This window comes from Kitasatospora sp. NPDC056731 (genome assembly GCF_040687675.1).
Classification (GTDB): Bacteria; Actinomycetota; Actinomycetes; order Streptomycetales; family Streptomycetaceae; genus Kitasatospora.
In genome coordinates this window covers 1-16,115 of record NZ_JBFBNR010000016.1, presented here as the reverse complement: position 1 = coordinate 16,115, position 16,115 = coordinate 1, and the positions used below count along the sequence as shown (strand labels likewise).

At 71.9% G+C, this 16,115-nt stretch carries 13 protein-coding genes, 1 tRNA gene and 1 pseudogene; 8 read left to right on the top strand and 7 right to left on the bottom strand.

Annotated features, from left to right (window positions below; translation table 11 throughout):
- Window positions 1-94 precede the first annotated feature (94 nt).
- Together AB0R04_RS18540 and AB0R04_RS18535 are read left to right on the top strand one after the other, a co-directional pair.
- Window positions 95-577: a MarR family transcriptional regulator gene (locus AB0R04_RS18540; protein ID WP_063348015.1), complete on the top strand. Its 483-nt coding sequence runs from the start codon at window positions 95-97 to the stop codon at window positions 575-577.
- 174 nt (window positions 578-751) lie between these two features.
- Entirely contained in the window at window positions 752-3,640 is a 2,889-nt protein-coding gene (locus AB0R04_RS18535) for a SpaA isopeptide-forming pilin-related protein (RefSeq protein ID WP_363372416.1), read from the top strand.
- 172 nt (window positions 3,641-3,812) lie between these two features.
- Here AB0R04_RS18535 and AB0R04_RS18530 read toward each other — a convergent pair whose 3' ends face one another.
- Window positions 3,813-4,967 carry a cystathionine gamma-synthase gene (locus AB0R04_RS18530; RefSeq protein WP_063348017.1) on the bottom strand — a complete coding sequence of 385 codons (1,155 nt, stop codon included), beginning with the start codon at window positions 4,965-4,967 and terminating at the stop codon, window positions 3,813-3,815.
- A 187-nt stretch (window positions 4,968-5,154) separates the two neighbouring features.
- On the opposite strand from AB0R04_RS18530, the gene msrA reads away from it, so the two are divergent.
- Both msrA and AB0R04_RS18520 read left to right on the top strand, forming a co-directional pair.
- Window positions 5,155-5,820, top strand: a complete 666-nt coding sequence (msrA, locus tag AB0R04_RS18525) for a peptide-methionine (S)-S-oxide reductase MsrA (RefSeq protein WP_363372413.1) — start codon at window positions 5,155-5,157, stop codon at window positions 5,818-5,820.
- A 138-nt stretch (window positions 5,821-5,958) separates the two neighbouring features.
- Window positions 5,959-6,321: a cupin domain-containing protein gene (locus AB0R04_RS18520; RefSeq protein ID WP_363372410.1), complete on the top strand. Its 363-nt coding sequence runs from the start codon at window positions 5,959-5,961 to the stop codon at window positions 6,319-6,321.
- Between the two features lie 26 nt (window positions 6,322-6,347).
- Here the strand turns inward: AB0R04_RS18520 and AB0R04_RS18515 are convergent, their stop codons facing one another.
- The 3 genes from AB0R04_RS18515 to AB0R04_RS18505 all read right to left on the bottom strand — a co-directional run bounded on the left by AB0R04_RS18515 (window position 6,348) and on the right by AB0R04_RS18505 (window position 10,063).
- Window positions 6,348-7,634, bottom strand: coding sequence for an Ig-like domain-containing protein (locus AB0R04_RS18515; protein ID WP_363372408.1), 1,287 nt, complete (start codon window positions 7,632-7,634; stop codon window positions 6,348-6,350).
- A gap of 192 nt (window positions 7,635-7,826) precedes the next feature.
- Window positions 7,827-8,162, bottom strand: coding sequence for a hypothetical protein (locus tag AB0R04_RS18510; protein WP_063348021.1), 336 nt, complete (start codon window positions 8,160-8,162; stop codon window positions 7,827-7,829).
- Between the two features lie 500 nt (window positions 8,163-8,662).
- A complete protein-coding gene (locus tag AB0R04_RS18505; RefSeq protein WP_063348022.1) occupies window positions 8,663-10,063 on the bottom strand; it encodes a cystathionine beta-synthase in 1,401 nt (466 codons plus the stop codon).
- 256 nt (window positions 10,064-10,319) lie between these two features.
- Between AB0R04_RS18505 and AB0R04_RS18500 the strand changes: the two genes are divergently transcribed.
- The 3 genes from AB0R04_RS18500 (at window position 10,320) to AB0R04_RS18490 (ending at window position 13,948) form a co-directional block, all read left to right on the top strand.
- Entirely contained in the window at window positions 10,320-11,402 is a 1,083-nt protein-coding gene (locus AB0R04_RS18500) for an SGNH/GDSL hydrolase family protein (protein ID WP_363372405.1), read from the top strand.
- Between the two features lie 62 nt (window positions 11,403-11,464).
- Entirely contained in the window at window positions 11,465-12,685 is a 1,221-nt protein-coding gene (locus AB0R04_RS18495; RefSeq protein WP_063348024.1) for an acetyl-CoA C-acetyltransferase, read from the top strand.
- A gap of 291 nt (window positions 12,686-12,976) precedes the next feature.
- On the top strand, window positions 12,977-13,948 hold the full coding sequence (locus tag AB0R04_RS18490; protein WP_363372402.1) for a hypothetical protein: 972 nt from the start codon (window positions 12,977-12,979) through the stop codon (window positions 13,946-13,948).
- Window positions 13,949-14,053: 105 nt separating this feature from the next.
- Here AB0R04_RS18490 and AB0R04_RS18485 read toward each other — a convergent pair whose 3' ends face one another.
- From AB0R04_RS18485 to AB0R04_RS18475, 3 genes are all read right to left on the bottom strand, one after another.
- Entirely contained in the window at window positions 14,054-14,422 is a 369-nt protein-coding gene (locus tag AB0R04_RS18485; protein WP_363372400.1) for a hypothetical protein, read from the bottom strand.
- Between the two features lie 81 nt (window positions 14,423-14,503).
- Window positions 14,504-15,376, bottom strand: a complete 873-nt coding sequence (locus AB0R04_RS18480) for a Bax inhibitor-1/YccA family protein (protein ID WP_363372398.1) — start codon at window positions 15,374-15,376, stop codon at window positions 14,504-14,506.
- A 139-nt stretch (window positions 15,377-15,515) separates the two neighbouring features.
- Window positions 15,516-15,597: transfer RNA gene (locus AB0R04_RS18475), tRNA-Leu, on the bottom strand.
- 393 nt (window positions 15,598-15,990) lie between these two features.
- Here AB0R04_RS18475 and AB0R04_RS18470 point away from each other — a divergent pair.
- A pseudogene (locus tag AB0R04_RS18470) lies at window positions 15,991-16,115 on the top strand (ABC transporter ATP-binding protein); the annotation flags it as partial.

Genomic DNA, 16,115 nt, shown 5'->3' with positions numbered 1-16,115 from the left:
CAATCCGGGATGCCGGGGCTGTTCCCGGGCCCGCTCCGCCCGCGTACGCTGCTGCTTCTGAGCCTCCCTCACCGCACGACGATCGTGAGCCGCGATGACGACGACCTCGCCCCAGGCCACCGACCGCACCGACCCCGTGCACGCCCGACTCCAGTACCAGCTGGCGGTGTTCGCCCGCCGGATGGACCAGGTCCGGACCACCGGCGGCGGTCTCGGCGCGCTGGACCGGGCCGCCTACCTGCTGCTCGACCGCCTGGAGCGGCACGGGCCCGCCAACGTCAAGGCGCTGGCCGAGTCGCTCGGCGTCGACTCCTCCACGGTGACCCGGCAGGTCGCCCCGCTGGTCGCGGGCGGGCTGGTCGGCCGGGTCCAGGACCCGGCCGACCGCCGCGCCGTACGCCTCGCGCTGACCCCGGTCGGCTCCGGCCGACTGGCCGAAGTCCGCGACGGGCGGGCCGAGTTGACCCGCCGCCTGACGGCCGACTGGCCGCCCGAGGAGCAGCAGGCGTTCTGCGCCCTGCTGGCCCGCTTCAACCACGCGATGGAGTCGTACACGGCGGACCAGCAGGGCCAGTGACCGCCGACGGCCGGAGGCCGTCCCTCGCGCCCGGACCGATCGGCCGTCGACACACAGCCGAACGGGTGCATTAACACGATTTTCAGATGACAACACCAGTGAGTCGCGATGCTCGGCCCTCCAGCCCGGAACACTCCGAGGGCCCCATTGGGTCCACATGGTGAGAGGACTGAGGTGAAGCCCAGTCAGAACCCGGTGACCACCGTCACCTGGAGACGCCGACTCGGCAGGACGGTGGGTTCCGTCCTGGCCCTGACGCTCGTGCCCTTCGGCATGTCACTCGTCGCACCACCGGCCGCGTACGCGGCCGGTCTCCCGGGCGGCCTCGGGCCGTGCCTGGGTGCGGACTGTCCCGCGACGTTCCCCCCGGTCAACAACGGTCCCTTCGCAGGCCGCGACGCCGGAATCAACATCTTCGTCGGCGGCGACTTCAACGTCGGCGGTTCCGCCGCGGAGGCCGAGGGGCACGTGGTGACCCTCGGCAACTTCGACCTGAACAAAGCCCCGGGAGCCAGCTCCGTCTACAACATCGGCATCGTCGGCGTCGGCTCACGGGTCCCCCCGCCGGACGGCGCCGACTTCCTCACCGCCGGAGGCAACGTCACGGTGGCCCCGGGGCAGAGGCTCCTGGCGGAGGGCGGCGTCGTCCGCTACGCGGGCACGGCCACGGGCACCATCGTCGGTACGAAGGTCCAGGAAGCACAGGCCGTGGCCGCCTACACGCCACTGCGCGGCCAGCTGCAGACGGCGAGCGAGTGCTACGCCGGGGTCGGCACACCCCGCCCCGCCACCGGAACCGCGGTCAACCAGGGGTTCCAGACCCTGTTCACCGGTGACGGCACCTCCGCACTCCAGGTCTTCAACGTCGACTTCGACATCGCCGGGAACGGAGGCTCCACCCAGGGCATCGCGTTCGCCGGCATCCCCGCGAACGCGACGGTACTCGTCAACCTCGTGGGCGGCGCCCGCACCATCAACACCTACAGCGGGAGCCTCCAGGACACCGACCCCTGGAACCGGCTGCGCGAGCGCCTCCTGTGGAACTTCCCCGCCGCGACGTCCGTCACGCTCAAGGGATCGGGGCAGTTCCAGGGCAGTGTGCTGGTCGGCAACCCGGCCAGCACCGCCACCATGAGCCTGCCCGGTCTGAACGGACGGTTCTTCACCACCGGTTCGCTGCTGCAGAACTCCGGCTCGGGGATGACCGGGACCGAGTTCCACGCCTACCCCTTCAACGGCGATCTTCCGGCGTGCGGAAGTCCCACTCCCACCGCCTCGACCAGCGTGACGAAGGTCGACTCCGTCACGGGGCAGCCCCTGGCGGGGGCCACCTTCCAGCTGTGGCGTGAGACCAACGGCGTCCCCGGCCTCCAGACCTCGGGGGCCACCCCGGACACCGAGGTGGGCGCCCCCTGCACCACCGGGGCTAACGGCGTCTGCTCCACGGCCGGTCTCCCGCTCGGCACCTACTACTGGCAGGAAACCGCCGCACCCCCCGGCTACGACCTGCCGCAACCCGCGGTGACGACCGTGGTCCTCGACACGAACGGGCAGAACGTCCCGGTCACCGTCCAGGACACCAAGTCCCCGATCGTCGAGACCGGGTCCACCAGCGTGACCAAGGTCGACTCCGCCACCGGGCAGCCTCTGGCCGGCGCGACCTTCCAGCTCTGGCACGAGACCAACGGCGTCCCCGGCCTCCAAACCACCGGAACCAACCCCGACACCCCCGTCGGCTCCCCCTGCACCACCGGAGCGAACGGCACCTGCTCCGCAACCGGCCTCCCCCTCGGCACCTACTACTGGCAGGAAACCGCCGCACCCCCCGGCTACGACCTGCCGCAGCTCAACGTCACCACCGTCGTCCTCAACACCAACGGACAGAACGTCCCGATCACCGTCCAGGACACCAAAGCCACCGCCCCGACCGCGTCCACCAGCGTGACCAAGGTCGACTCCGCCACCGGGCAGCCTCTGGCCGGCGCGACCTTCCAGCTGTGGCACGAGACCAACGGCGTCCCCGGCCTCCAAACCACCGGAACCAACCCCGACACCCCCGTCGGCTCCCCCTGCACCACCGGAGCGAACGGCACCTGCTCCGCAACCGGCCTCCCGCTGGGCACCTACTACTGGCAAGAAGTATCGGCGCCCAACGGCTACGACCTGCCGGAACTCAACGTCACCACCATCGTCCTCAACACCAACGGACAGAACGTCCCGATCACCGTCCAGGACACCAAGACCATCGCCCCGACCGGCTCCACCACGGTCACCAAGGTCGACTCCGCCACCGGACAACCACTGGCCGGCGCCACCTTCCAGCTCTGGCACGAGACCAACGGCACCCCCGGCCTCCAAACCACCGGAACCAACCCCGACACCCCCGTCGGCTCCCCCTGCACCACCGGAGCGAACGGCACCTGCTCCGCAACCGGCCTCCCGCTGGGCACCTACTACTGGCAGGAAACCGCCGCTCCCCCCGGTTACGACCTGCCGCAGCCCGCGGTGACGACCGTGGTCCTCGACACCGACGGACAGAGCATCCCCGTCACCGTCCAGGACACCAAGACCACCACCCCGACCGGCTCCACCACGGTCACCAAGGTCGACTCCGCCACCGGACAACCACTGGCCGGCGCCACCTTCCAGCTCTGGCACGAGACCAACGGCGTCCCCGGCCTCCAAACCACCGGAACCAACCCCGACACCCCCGTCGGCTCCCCCTGCACCACCGGGACGGACGGCGTCTGCTCCGCGGACAACCTTCCGTTCGGCACCTACTACTGGCAGGAGACCACCGCTCCCCCCGGCTACGAACTGCCCCAGACCGCGGTGACCACGGTCGAACTGACCGCGGACTGCCCGTGTGTGACGATCACGGTCGAGGACAAGAAGTGCCCGCCGAAGCCGTGTCCGCGCCCGCCTCACCCGCCACGCTCATGGGCCTCGGCGGACTCATGGACCACGTGGGGCGAATGGAACCTCTGGGACCTGGTGCGCGGCGAGCCCGGCCCGAAGGAGGATTGCACGTCCGCGTCCCCCACCTCCTGGAAGCGCTCCTGAAGGACCGCCCCGGCGCGAGCGCGTGAGGGCATGACGCAATGAACCGGCCGGAGGAGCCCGCAGGGGCTCCTCCGGCCGAGTGCGCCGACAGCGCGTCAGGTGACCATCGCGGTCCCCAGCCCGCTCACCGAGGCCGGAGATCTTCGACAGACTCCGGACTTCTGGGCGCGTCCTAGCCCAGCGCCTGCTTGAGGTCGGCGAGCAGGTCGTCGATCGACTCGATGCCGACCGAGACGCGCACCAGGTCGGCGGGCACCTCCAGCGCCGAACCGGCCACCGAGGCGTGGGTCATCCGGCCCGGGTGTTCGATCAGCGACTCCACGCCGCCGAGCGACTCGCCGAGGGTGAACAGCTGCGCGCGGTTGCAGACCTCGACCGCCGCCTCCTCGCCGCCCTGGACCCGGAACGAGACCATGCCGCCGAAGGCCTTCATCTGCTTGGCGGCGATCTCGTGGCCGGGGTGCTCGGGCAGGCCCGGGTACAGCACCTGGCTGACCTTCGGGTGGCTCGCCAGCAGCTCGGCGACCTTCTCCGCGTTGGCGCTGTGCCGGTCCATCCGGACGCCCAGCGTCTTGATGCCGCGCAGCACCAGCCAGGCGTCGAACGGCCCGGAGACGGCGCCCATCGCGTTCTGGTGGTACGCCACCTCCTCGCCCAGGCTCGCGTCGGCCAGCACCAGCGCACCGCCGACCACGTCCGAGTGGCCGCCCATGTACTTGGTGGTGGAGTGCACGACCGCGTCCGCGCCGAGCGCGATCGGCTGCTGCAGGTACGGGCTGGCGAAGGTGTTGTCGACCACCAGCAGCGCGCCGGCGCCGTGCGCGACCTCGGCGAGCGCGGCCAGGTCGGTGATGCCCAGCAGCGGGTTGGACGGGGTCTCCACCCAGACCGCGCGGGTGTTGGGGCGCAGCGCGGCCCGGACGGTCGCCAGGTCCTGGGTGTTGGCGACGGAGAACTCGACGCCCCAGCGGGTCAGCACCTTGGCGAACAGCCGGAAGGTGCCGCCGTAGGCGTCGTTGGGGATCACGATGTGGTCGCCCGGCTTGAGGATGGTGCGCAGCAGGGTGTCCTCGGCGGCCAGGCCGGAGGCGAAGGCGAGGCCGCGGGCGCCGCCTTCCAGTGCCGCGAGGCACTCCTCCAGCGCGGTGCGGGTCGGGTTGGCGCTGCGGCTGTACTCGTAGCCGCCCCGCAGGCCGCCCACCCCGTCCTGCTTGTAGGTGGACACCTGGTAGATCGGCGTGACGACGGCCCCGGTCTGGGGGTCTGCTTCCTGACCCGCGTGGATGGCGAGGGTCTCGAAGCCCTGGGGAAGCTGGTGCTCGGTCATGGGTCGAGCCTAGTGGCCGTACGGGCCGGTGCCCTCCGGAACGTCCCAGCCCGCCGTGAACCGGGCCGGCCGTGAACCGGGCCGGCCGCGAACCGGGCCGGCGGCGGAATCCGGGCGGCGCCGGAATCCGGGGGCGGCCCGCCGCGTTGAATCCTGCGCAACCCTCCCTACCCAGCTGGAGCAGGCCGTGCTGTTCAACCGCCACAAGACCTCGCTCGTTCCCGCCGACCAGGCGCTGCCCGGCCGGGAGTCGCCGGGCTTCGCGCTGCGCGAGCCGCACACCGTGCTCGGCCACCCGCTCACCGGGCCGTACCCGGACGGCCTGGAAGTGGCCGACTTCGGGCTGGGCTGCTTCTGGGGCGCCGAGCGGACGTTCTGGCGCCTGCCCGGCGTCTGGACGACGCTGGTCGGTTACCAGGGCGGCTACACCCCCCACCCGACGTACGAGGAGGTGTGCAGCGGGCTGACCGGGCACACCGAGGCGGTCCGGGTGGTGTTCGACCCCTCGCTGGTCTCCTACGAGCGGCTGCTGAAGACCTTCTGGGAGGCGCACGACCCGACCCAGGGCAACCGCCAGGGCAACGACGTCGGCACCCAGTACCGCTCCGCCGTCTACACCCACTCCCCCGCCCAGGCCGCCGCCGCGGCCGCCGGCCGGGACGCCTTCCAGCCGGCCCTGACCGCGCTCGGCTACGGCCCGATCACCACCGAGATCGCCCCGGCGGGCCCGTTCTACCCGGCCGAGCCGTACCACCAGCAGTACCTGTCCGACGCCAAGAACCCGAACGGCTACTGCGGCCTCGGCGGCACCGGCGCCTCCTGCCCGATCGGCGTGGCCCGCACGCAGGGCTGACCGTCCGTGACCGTTCCGGCGGGCCGGCCACCCGAGGTGACCGCCCGCCGGTCGGGGCGCAGACTGGAAGGGCCAGCAGGCGGGCCTGCCTCCTCTCCACGCGGGCGGCCGGGCCGTCCGCGTGGAGAGGAGCGCGCCATGTCCGGTCTCGTCCGCATGAACTTCGACGCCCCCGAGGAGGTCCGCCCCTTCGAGGAGGGCACGGGGGAACTGCGTCTGGTCAACCTGGACGCCGGCCCGGTGGGCCGGGCCGTGTTCCACCCGGGTTGGCAGTGGTCCAAGCACGTGAAGCCGATCGCCAAGACCGACAGCTGCCTGGCCGCCCACACGGGGTACGTGGTCTCGGGCCGGATGAGGATCGTCATGGACGACGGTCAGGAGACCGAGTTCGGCCCGGGCGACCTGATGATCTGCCCGCCCGGGCACGATGCCTGGATCGTCGGCGACGAGCCGTGCGTGATCGTCGACTGGCAGGGTTTCGCCGACTACGCCAAGCGCTGACCGGCGCTGACCGGCGGCTCCCGGCGTCAGACCGCGCTGCCGGCCTTCCAGGCGGCCCAGCCGAGGTTCCAACCGTTCAGGCCGTTGTCCGGCGCGACGGTCTTGTCACCGGAGTTCACGACCTCGACCACGTCGCCGACCATGGAGCTCTTGTAGAACTTGTAGCCGTCCGTGCTGCCGTCCTGCGCGCCCTTGGCGTCCTGGAGGCCGATGCAGCCGTGGCTGGTGTTCTGGCCGCCGAAGATCGACGACGGAGACCAGTAGTTTCCGTGGATGAAGGTGCCCGAGGTGGTGAGCCGCTGGGCGTGCGGCACGTCCGCGATGTCGTACTCGCTGCCGAGGTTGACGGTCTGCGAGTTCATCCGGGTCTGCTGGAACTGCTCGGAGATCACCATCTTGCCGCCCCAGGTGCGGTGCTCGGGCGAGCCGCCGGAGATCTTGTAGACGGCGCTGACCTGGCCGTCGGTGGTGACGGTGAGCTTCTTGGCGGCGAGGTCGGCGACGCTGGTCTGGGCGCGGCCGATGGTGAAGCGGACGTCCTTGGACTGGGTGCCGTAGACGCCCTTGGCGCCCTCGACGTCCTTGAGCCGGAGCTTGAGGGTGACCTTGGTGCCCTTGGCCCAGTACTCCTGCGGCCGGAAGTCGAGGCGGGTGCTGGAGAACCAGTACCCGACGATCTCGACACCCGGCTCGGCTATCACGGTGATCGCCTGCTGGACGGCCTTGCGGTCCGTGATCGGCTTGCTGAAGGTGATCGAGACGGGCATACCGACGCCGACGACCGAGCCGTCCTCGGGCGTGAAGTAGCCGACGAAGGTGTTGGCCGGGGTGGCCGTGGTGAAGGTGGCGTTGGCGTCCGCCTCCAGCTTGTCCTTGTCGAGGGCGGTGGCGGCCACGGTGTACTTGGTGCCGCTGGCGGGGGCGGCGGCCGAGGTCCAGCTGGCGCCGTCGGAGGCGAGCTGGCCGGCCAGTTCCTTGCCCGTGGAGTCGGTGACCTTGACGGTGCCCAGGGTGCCGTTGCTGACGGTGACCTTGACCGGCTCGCTGAAGCTGGCGGAGGCGGCACCGTCCGCAGGCGTGACGGTGATGACGGCGGTCGAGGTCTTCGGCGCGCTGCTGGTCCCGCCGGAGCCGCTGCCGGCACCCGGGGTTCCAGCGGAACCGCCCGAGCCGCCGGAGCCGTTGGCGTCGGCGCTCTTGGTGTCGTTGCAGGCCGCGAGCAGCAGGACCGGCGCCCCGATCAGGCCCGCGAGCACTCCGCGCCGGCTCCAGTTGCCTCCGCCTGCCCGCCCCTGACCGTCCCGTGCCGTCACGTCGCGTCTCCCTGCTGATCATCCCGGGCATTTACGGATACAGAAACGCAATCCGCCCGTGCACGGTTCCACCTCCGAAGGGTAAGCGATCGTATGAGATGACCCAACTTCCCGGTGAACAGGGAAAAAACGCCCGGCCTGCGGGGCAGACCGGGCGTTCACGAGCGGTGACGAGCTCGCGGGGCGAGGCCGCTACTCGGCGGACTCGTCCACCACGTACTCGTCCCAACCCTCGTTCTCGGGGTCGAACTCGGTCTGCGCCGACTCCCAGGTCGCCGAGGCCAGTTCGACACCCGGCACGTCGCCGAGCAGCGCCACCGGGTCGATGAAGTGGGCGAGCGAACCCGACGGGTCCACCTCGATGGCGTCGACGGACTGGGCGCGCTCGTCGTCGTCGAGGTACTCGTCCTCGGTCACCTGCTTCAGGGCGGCCGCCTTGAGCGCGCCCTCGTCGGTGATCTCCGCGATGAGCTCGATCTTGAGCCGGACGTAGCGCGGCTCGTCCTGGGTGGTTTCAGTGCTGGTCATGCGTGTGAGCGTACGGGAAGGGCCGGTCCCTCGGAGAAGGACCGGCCCTGCCGTTCTCCGCCTCGGTTCCCCCACCCGGGAACCGCGGAGACGCGCCGTGCGGCGCGCGGTACCGCGGGAGCCGCCGCACCCTGTCGACCGGCCGAAGCCGGACAGGGGCGGGACGACGGCACCTCCCGCGGAGGCCCCTCTCCCCCGTTGCCGGGCTGGAGGGCGGACACGGCGGGCCGGGTCAGGACCGCCCGACGTGTCCGGAGCCGACCGCGTCCACCGGGGAGCCGCTCCCGGACGGTTGCCGTCGTCTCGCTCGGCGTCTTGCCGTTGACCACCACGATGCCGGACGGTTGTTAACCGCGTGCTGCGGGCAGGTGACGCCGGTGTACCACTTCGCCCGTGGGCGAACCGCGGGCAAAACGTGGGCGAAACCTCGGCCGCCCCGCCGACCGGAGCCGGTGGCGGGGTCGGGGTCGGTCAGGGCCGGTCAGGCCGGGGCCGACGGGTCAGTGCGCGGCGCGGCCGGCGAGGAAGCCCAGCAGGTCCTGGCGGGTGACGATGCCCTGCGGCTTGCCGTCCACCAGCACCACCGCGGCGTCGGCCTTCTCCAGCACGGTCATCAGGTTGGTGACCGTCTCGCCCGCACCGACGACCGGCAGCGGCTTGGACATCACCCGGTCCAGCGTGTCGGTCAGCTCGATCTCCTTCGCGAAGACGCCCTCCAGCAGGAGCTTCTCCGCCACCGAGCCGATCACCTCGCCGGCCATGATGTCGGGGTGCCCGGCACCCGGGGAGACCACCGGCATCTGCGAGACGCCGTACTCGCGCAGCACTCGGACCGCCTCGGCGACCGTCTCGTTCGGGTGCATGTGGACGAACTGCGGGATGCCCTCGTGCTCGATGGCGTCCTTGCGGGCCAGCACCTCGCCGATGTGCGCCTCGTCGGTGGCCGAGGGCAGGAAGCCGTAGTCGGCCATCCAGTCGTCGTTGAAGATCTTGGACAGGTAGCCGCGGCCGCCGTCCGGCAGCAGCACCACCACGACGTCGTCCGGGCCCAGACCCTTGGCCACCTCCAGCGCGGCCACCACGGCCATGCCGCAGGAGCCGCCGACCAGCAGGCCCTCCTCCTTGGCCAGGCGGCGGGTCATCTGGAAGGAGTCCTTGTCGGAGACGGCGACGATGCCGTCGGCGACGTCACGGTCGTAGGCGGTCGGCCAGAAGTCCTCGCCCACGCCCTCGACCAGGTACGGCCGGCCGGTGCCGCCCGAGTAGACCGAGCCCTCCGGGTCGGCGCCGATCACCTTGACCTTGCCGCCCGAGACCTCCTTCAGGTAGTTGCCGGTGCCGGAGATGGTGCCGCCGGTGCCGACGCCCGCCACGAAGTGGGTGATCCGGCCCTCGGTCTGCTCCCACAGCTCCGGACCGGTGGAGTGGTAGTGCGAGGCCGGGTTGTCCGGGTTGGAGTACTGGTCCGGCTTCCAGGCGTTCGGGGTCTCCCGGACGAGCCGGTCGGAGACGTTGTAGTACGAGTCCGGGTGCTCGGGGGCCACGGCGGTGGGACAGACGACCACCTCGGCGCCGTACGCGCGCAGGGTGTTGATCTTGTCGGTGGACACCTTGTCCGGACAGACGAAGATGCACTTGTAGCCCTTCTGCTGGGCCACGATCGCCAGGCCGACACCGGTGTTGCCGGAGGTCGGCTCGACGATGGTGCCGCCCGGCTTCAGGGCGCCCGAGGCCTCGGCGGCCTCGATCATGCGCATCGCGATGCGGTCCTTCACCGAGCCGCCGGGGTTGAAGTACTCGACCTTCGCCAGCACTGTCGCGCTGATGCCCTCGGTGACCTTGTTCAGCTTGACCAGCGGCGTGTTGCCGACGAGGTCGATGATCGAGTTGTGGTACCGCACGGGGGTCCTCCCGGTTGTGGGCATGCGAGTGCTTTCGGTACTGCAAAGCCTAGGCCGTGCCGCCCGCCCCAGCCCGCCCTTCCGCCCCACCCGCCCCTCGCCCCGCCCCGGCCCCGCGCGGCGGCCCCGCCACCCGCCCTCCTCCTCCAATGGCCCAGCCCCGCAGGTAGCCCCGGCCCCCGCGCGGGTAGGAGGGGGGTGCAGGCATCGCCATGGCCCCGGAGGGGGCGGCACCAGGACGCGAAGGGGGCATCGGATGCCAGGGGCACAGGACTCGCGGGCCCGGGTGGCCCGCCGGATCGCCACCGCGGCGGCGTACGGCGGCGGCGGGCTCGGCCTGCTGGGCGTGGGACTGGTGGGCGTGCTGCTCACCGAGAGCAAGCTGGCGATCCAGGCCATCGGCGTGCTGGAGGGCGATCCGCCCAAGGCCGACGGCGTCTACGGCGAGGCCTTCGCCGACAGCTCCGCCGCCACGCAGCCACCGCTGGTGCTGGCCGTCCTCGGCGACTCCACCGGCGCCGGCCTCGGCGTGCTGCGGGCCCGGGAGACCCCGGGCGCGCTGCTCGCCGCGGGCCTGGCCTCGGTGGCCGAGCGCCCGGTCCGGCTGGTCAACGTGGCCCGCTCCGGCGGCCGTTCCGCCCACCTCTCGGGCCAGCTGGAGCAGGCACTGCCGCACCACCCGGACGTCGCCGTGCTCATGATCGGCGCCAACGACGTGACCAGGCACAGCCCGGCCCAGCTGGCCGTCCGCCAGCTCGGCGAGGCCGTCGCGGCGCTGCGGGCGAACGGCTGCGAGGTGGTGGTCGGCACCTGCCCGGACCTCGGGACGATCAAGCCGGTGCACCCGCCGCTGCGCTGGGTGGCCCGCCGGCTGAGCCGCCAGCTGGCGGCCGCGCAGACCATCGCGGTCGTGGAGGCCGGCGGCCGGACGGTCTCGCTGGGCTCGCTGCTGGGCCCGGAGTTCGCGGCGCGCCCGGAGATGTTCGCCGCCGACCGCTACCACCCGTCCGCCCAGGGCTACGCGACGGCCGCGATGGCCGTGCTGCCCTCGGTGTGCGCCGCGCTCGGCCTCTGGCCGGAGGAGGAGCGCCCGGCCGCACCCGTGCCGGGCGGGACGGTGCTGCCGGTGGCGATGGCCGCCGCCGCCGCGGCCGGGCGTTCGGGCACCGAGGTCGCGGCCGTCGAGACGGAGGGCGCCGGCCGCCGCTGGGCGTTGCTGCGCCACCGGCTGCGGGTCGGGCTGCCCGGCTCGTGGGCGCCCGAGGAGGTCCGGGAAGGAGCCGTTCCAGAGGCCGGCGACACGTCGGCCAGCTCACACGCCGGGACGGGTGACGCCTGATCTACCAGGCGGTAACTTTCCTCCCGGACGCCAGTCCGCCGTCACCCAGCGAGGAGCCCGCCATGCCCGAAGCCGTCATCGTCAGCGCCACCCGTTCGCCGATCGGCCGGGCCTTCAAGGGCTCGCTCAAGGACGTCCGCCCCGACGACCTGACCGCCCACGTCATCCAGGCCGCGCTGGCCAAGGTCCCGCAGCTCGACCCGCGCGAGATCGACGACCTGATGCTCGGCTGCGGCCTGCCCGGCGGCGAGCAGGGCCACAACCTGGCCCGCATCGTGGCCGTCCAGATGGGCATGGACTACCTGCCCGGCGCCACCATCACCCGCTACTGCTCGTCCTCGCTGCAGACCACGCGGATGGCACTGCACGCGATCAGGGCCGGCGAGGGCGACGTCTTCCTCTCGGCCGGCGTGGAGACCGTCTCGCGCAGCGTGAACGGGACCTCGGACGGCATGCCGGGCACCACGAACCCGGTCTTCGACGAGGCCCAGGCCCGCACCGCCAAGCGCGCCGAGGAGGGCGGCGGGGAGTGGCACGACCCGCGCGAGGACGGCCTGCTGCCGGACGCCTACATCGCGATGGGCCAGACCGCCGAGAACCTGGCCGCGCTCAAGGGGATCACCCGTGCCGAGCAGGACGAGTTCGGCGTCCGCTCGCAGAACCTCGCCGAGGCCGCCATCAAGGCCGGCTTCTGGGAGCGCGAGATCACCCCGGTGACGCTCCCGGACGGCACCGTGGTGAGCAAGGACGACGGCCCGCGCGCCGGCGTCACGCTGGAGGGCGTCTCCGGCCTGAAGCCGGTGTTCCGACCGGACGGCACCGTGACCGCCGGTAACTGCTGCCCGCTGAACGACGGCGCCGCCGCGCTGGTCATCATGTCCGACACCAAGGCCCGGGAGCTGGGCATCACCCCGCTCGCCCGGGTGGTCTCCACCGGCGTCAGCGCGCTCTCCCCCGAGATCATGGGCTACGGCCCGGTCGAGGCCTCCCGGCAGGCGCTGCGGCGGGCCGGCCTGACCATCGACGACATCGACCTGGTCGAGATCAACGAGGCCTTCGCCGCCCAGGTGATCCCGTCCTACCGGGATCTCGGCATCGACCTGGACAAGCTGAACGTCAACGGCGGCGCGATCGCCGTCGGCCACCCGTTCGGCATGACCGGCGCCCGGATCACCACCACCCTGATCAACTCCCTGCAGTGGCACGACAAGCAGTTCGGCCTGGAGACCATGTGCGTCGGCGGCGGCCAGGGCATGGCGATGGTGATCGAGCGCCTCAGCTGACCCCGCCGAGCCGCCCCGAAAGGGTCTGGACCACCCATTTGGAGTGACCGTGAGTAATTGAGGGCCGGATCACATCGCGAGGTCGATCCGGCCCTCTTTTCGCTCGTTTTCGGCCCGGAAATCGACACTGCGGAGCGGATCAACTCCACTGCGTAGAACGGTGTTACCTAACAATTTGGGGACAAGAGCGAAAGTCCCCCACAAATTAGACATTCGCCACTGCGGCAACAGCCCCGGATGCGGCAGTGTGGACACGTAACCCCGTTCCGCTCCTCGCTAGGAGTACGTTCCGTGAGCGCCGTCTACACCATCCTGCTGCTGATCCTGATCACCGTGTCGACCGCCGTGCTGCTCCACCTCCGGGGACTCTCCCGCCGGCTGGACGCGCAGGCCGCGGCCCAGGCCGCACCCGCCCCGGTGGACCAGGCCGCGATACGCCAGGCCGTCACCGAGGCACTCGCCGTCGACCGCGAGCGGGAGATCACCGAGGCCCGGGCGTTCTGGGCCGAGCAGGAGGCCCGCGCGGCCGAGGACGCGCCGCTGTTCGACTCCCCGTACACCGGCGCGTTCGCCAGCACCGACGAGTGGCCGCTGTTCTTCCCCCGCCCCACCGGCCCGCAGGACGCCGTCGACAACGCCGGCACCATGGACCCGGAGTTCGGCGAGGCGCTGCGCTCCGCGCTGGAGGACCTGATCAACGAGGGCCCCGCCGAGCCCGGCCCCGAGGGCGGCTCGTCGCCGTTCCCCGGCCAGGGCTCCGGCGCCTCCGCCGGCACCGCCTCCGCCTCCACCGGCTCCGCCGAGCCCACCGGGGACGCCCGCGCCCGCCGCGAGGCCGACCTGCTGGCCACCGGCCTGGAGGCCGGGCTGCTGGACGCCGACCAGGCCGTCGAGGACGCCCCGGTCGCCGCGCCCGACCCGCGCCGCCACCCCTCCCACCCCGACTTCGTGCCCAGCCAGGCGCCGTCCCGCGAGTGGACCGACACCCGGCTGGCCACCCTCGCCGACGAGGCCGTCGCCCTGATCGACGTCCGCCCGGGCCCGCTGGGCACCCTGGACGTGTACGCCTTCGCCGACGGCACCACGCTCTGCGTGGCCCCGGGCGACCGGGAGGCCGCCTACCGGCTGATCGACGCGGTCCGTGCCGGTGAGCACGTCCGACTGCTCGGCGGCTCGCGCTTCTCCGGCTCGTACTCGCTGACCTTCTCCACCGACGAGGAGGCCGTCTACGTCCTCGCCGACCGGGTGGTCGCCAGCATCTGACGCCGCCCCAGCAGCGCGGCAGCACGGCACACACAGCGCAGCACACCGAAGGCCGGCCGGGTCAAGGGGTTACCGACCCGGCCGGCCTTCGGCGTGTCCGGACGTCTAGCCGCAGAGCGCCGCCGTCGCGCGCACCGCGGCCACCGCTTCGGCCAGCACCTCCGCGGCCGCCACCGGCCCGTCCGCCAGGGCGACCGCGGCGCCCTCCGGCAGGGCCGTCAGCGCGGCCGCCAGGTCGTGCCCGGCGACGGCCAGTTGGTCGCCCACCGCGAACGCCCCGGCCTCCGGGAACTCCCGCTCCGACCCGCCCTCCGCCGCCAGCGCGAGGGCCGCCAGCCGCCGGGCCAACGCCAGTGCGGCCGCCGCCCGGGACTCGTACCCGGGCACGGCGCCCAGCAGTTTGCTCTGCGGCAGCGAGCGGAAACGATCCGCCAGGGAGTCGACGGCTTCGACCAGGAGCTGTACGTCATGCATGACAGGGAGCCTAAACGCCGCCGGGCCCCCGGAGCGTTTCGCTCCGGGGGCCCGGCGGCAGTGGGTACGGCGGGACCGCGATTAGTCGTCGCCGCGCAGGATCGCGATCAGACGCAGCATCTCGACGTAGATCCAGACCAGCGACAGGGTGAGCCCGAAGGCGGCCCGCCAGGCCTCCTTCTGCGGCGCGCCCTGGGCGATGCCCTCCTCGATCGCCGCGAAGTCCAGCGACAGGAAGAAGGCGCCGAGGGCGATGCCGATCAGGCCGACCACGATGCCCAGCGGGCCGGAGCGCAGACCGAGGTCGGCGCCGAACGCCATCGCGATCATGTTGACCAGCATCAGCAGCACGAAGCCCATGGCGATCGCGATGCCGATCCGGGTGTAGCGCGCGGTGACCCGGATCCGGCCGCTCTTGTAGGCGAACAGCATCGCCGCGAAGACCGCCGCCGTACCCAGCACCGCCTGGATCGCGATGCCCTCGACGACGGTGTTGAGCACGTGCGTGACCGCGCCGAGCGCGAAACCCTCAAGAGCCGCGTAGGTCAGGATCAGCGGCGGGCTGACGCTGCGCTTGAAGGAGACCACCAGGCCGACGACCATGGCCACCAGGCTGGCGCCGATCGCGAAGCCGAAGTTCTCGAACGGCAGCACGAACCAGGCCACCGCGCCGGCGGCGACCAGGGTCAGCAGCGTCATGGCCGTGCGCGCGACCACGTCGTCGAGCGTCATCCGCCCGGTGGCGGCGGGGCCGGCCGACGGCCCGTTGTACATCTCGTACAGCTGCTCGTCGGTCAGCGGGCCCTGTGCCTGCGGCTGCTGGGCGTAAGGGGTCCCCGCGTAGGGGTTGTTGCCGTACTGGCCCCCGGCCTGCGTGGTGGTACCGAACCCCGCGTAGCCGGGCTCGCGGGTGAAGGACCCCTCCCGCGAGAAGACCGGGTTGCTGCTTCTCATTGCACATTCCCTCCGTGGCGGCACTGCACCGCCCAGCCACCAGGGTAATGGCTTGGCAAAAATATCGGGATACGCCGCGAGGAGGATCACTGAACGACTCCCGGCGGGGACGCCGTCGGCGCCCCCGCGAGTCGAGCGGTGCCCGGAGCCGGACTCGAACCGGCACGGCCTCGCGGCCAAGCAGTTTTAAGCTGCCCGTGTCTGCGTTCCACCATCCGGGCGTCCTGTGGACGGGCCGCTCCATCGGCCGGAGAAGAAACGCTCCGCCCCCGGTGCGGGCCACCCCAGAGCCTAGTCGCCCGCCTCACCCTTTCGCATGTTCCCAGCCAGGGAAGTTGTCATGTTTCCTTGCGATCTGACGAACAGTCCGCAATTCGGCCACGAAGTGCACGAGTTCCGGCCACCGACTCGCGCTCAGGGTCGGCGTCATACCCCAGGAGGAGGGCGTCACCTGGCCGTACGCCCAGCGGCGGTCAGGCCAACCGTCCGGCGGAGCGACGAGAACTCATGATCACACGGCGGAGCATGGAGGTACGGCCGGGCGCCCCTGGCGGCCCGGCCGTCCAGGCGCCCAGCGCGTCTCCCGCAGCCCGCGACCACCAAGGAGCACCCCCGTGACCACGTCGACCGCAACCGCCGTCCGGACCGGCCTGGCGGCCGCCCGCGCCACCGGCCTCAACAAGGTCTACGGGGACGGGGAGACCCGCGTCGTGGCCCTCGACAACGTCAGCGTCGACTT

Excerpts from the sequence above, each read along its gene's own strand:
- AB0R04_RS18540 (WP_063348015.1), top strand. The coding sequence starts at position 95 with ATGACGACGACCTCGCCCCAGGCCACCGACCGCACCGACCCCGTGCAC.
- AB0R04_RS18530 (WP_063348017.1), bottom strand. The coding sequence starts at position 4,967 with ATGACCGAGCACCAGCTTCCCCAGGGCTTCGAGACCCTCGCCATCCAC.
- AB0R04_RS18520 (WP_363372410.1), top strand. The coding sequence starts at position 5,959 with ATGTCCGGTCTCGTCCGCATGAACTTCGACGCCCCCGAGGAGGTCCGC.
- AB0R04_RS18510 (WP_063348021.1), bottom strand. The coding sequence starts at position 8,162 with ATGACCAGCACTGAAACCACCCAGGACGAGCCGCGCTACGTCCGGCTC.
- AB0R04_RS18500 (WP_363372405.1), top strand. The coding sequence starts at position 10,320 with ATGCCAGGGGCACAGGACTCGCGGGCCCGGGTGGCCCGCCGGATCGCC.
- AB0R04_RS18495 (WP_063348024.1), top strand. The coding sequence starts at position 11,465 with ATGCCCGAAGCCGTCATCGTCAGCGCCACCCGTTCGCCGATCGGCCGG.
- AB0R04_RS18485 (WP_363372400.1), bottom strand. The coding sequence starts at position 14,422 with ATGCATGACGTACAGCTCCTGGTCGAAGCCGTCGACTCCCTGGCGGAT.
- AB0R04_RS18480 (WP_363372398.1), bottom strand. The coding sequence starts at position 15,376 with ATGAGAAGCAGCAACCCGGTCTTCTCGCGGGAGGGGTCCTTCACCCGC.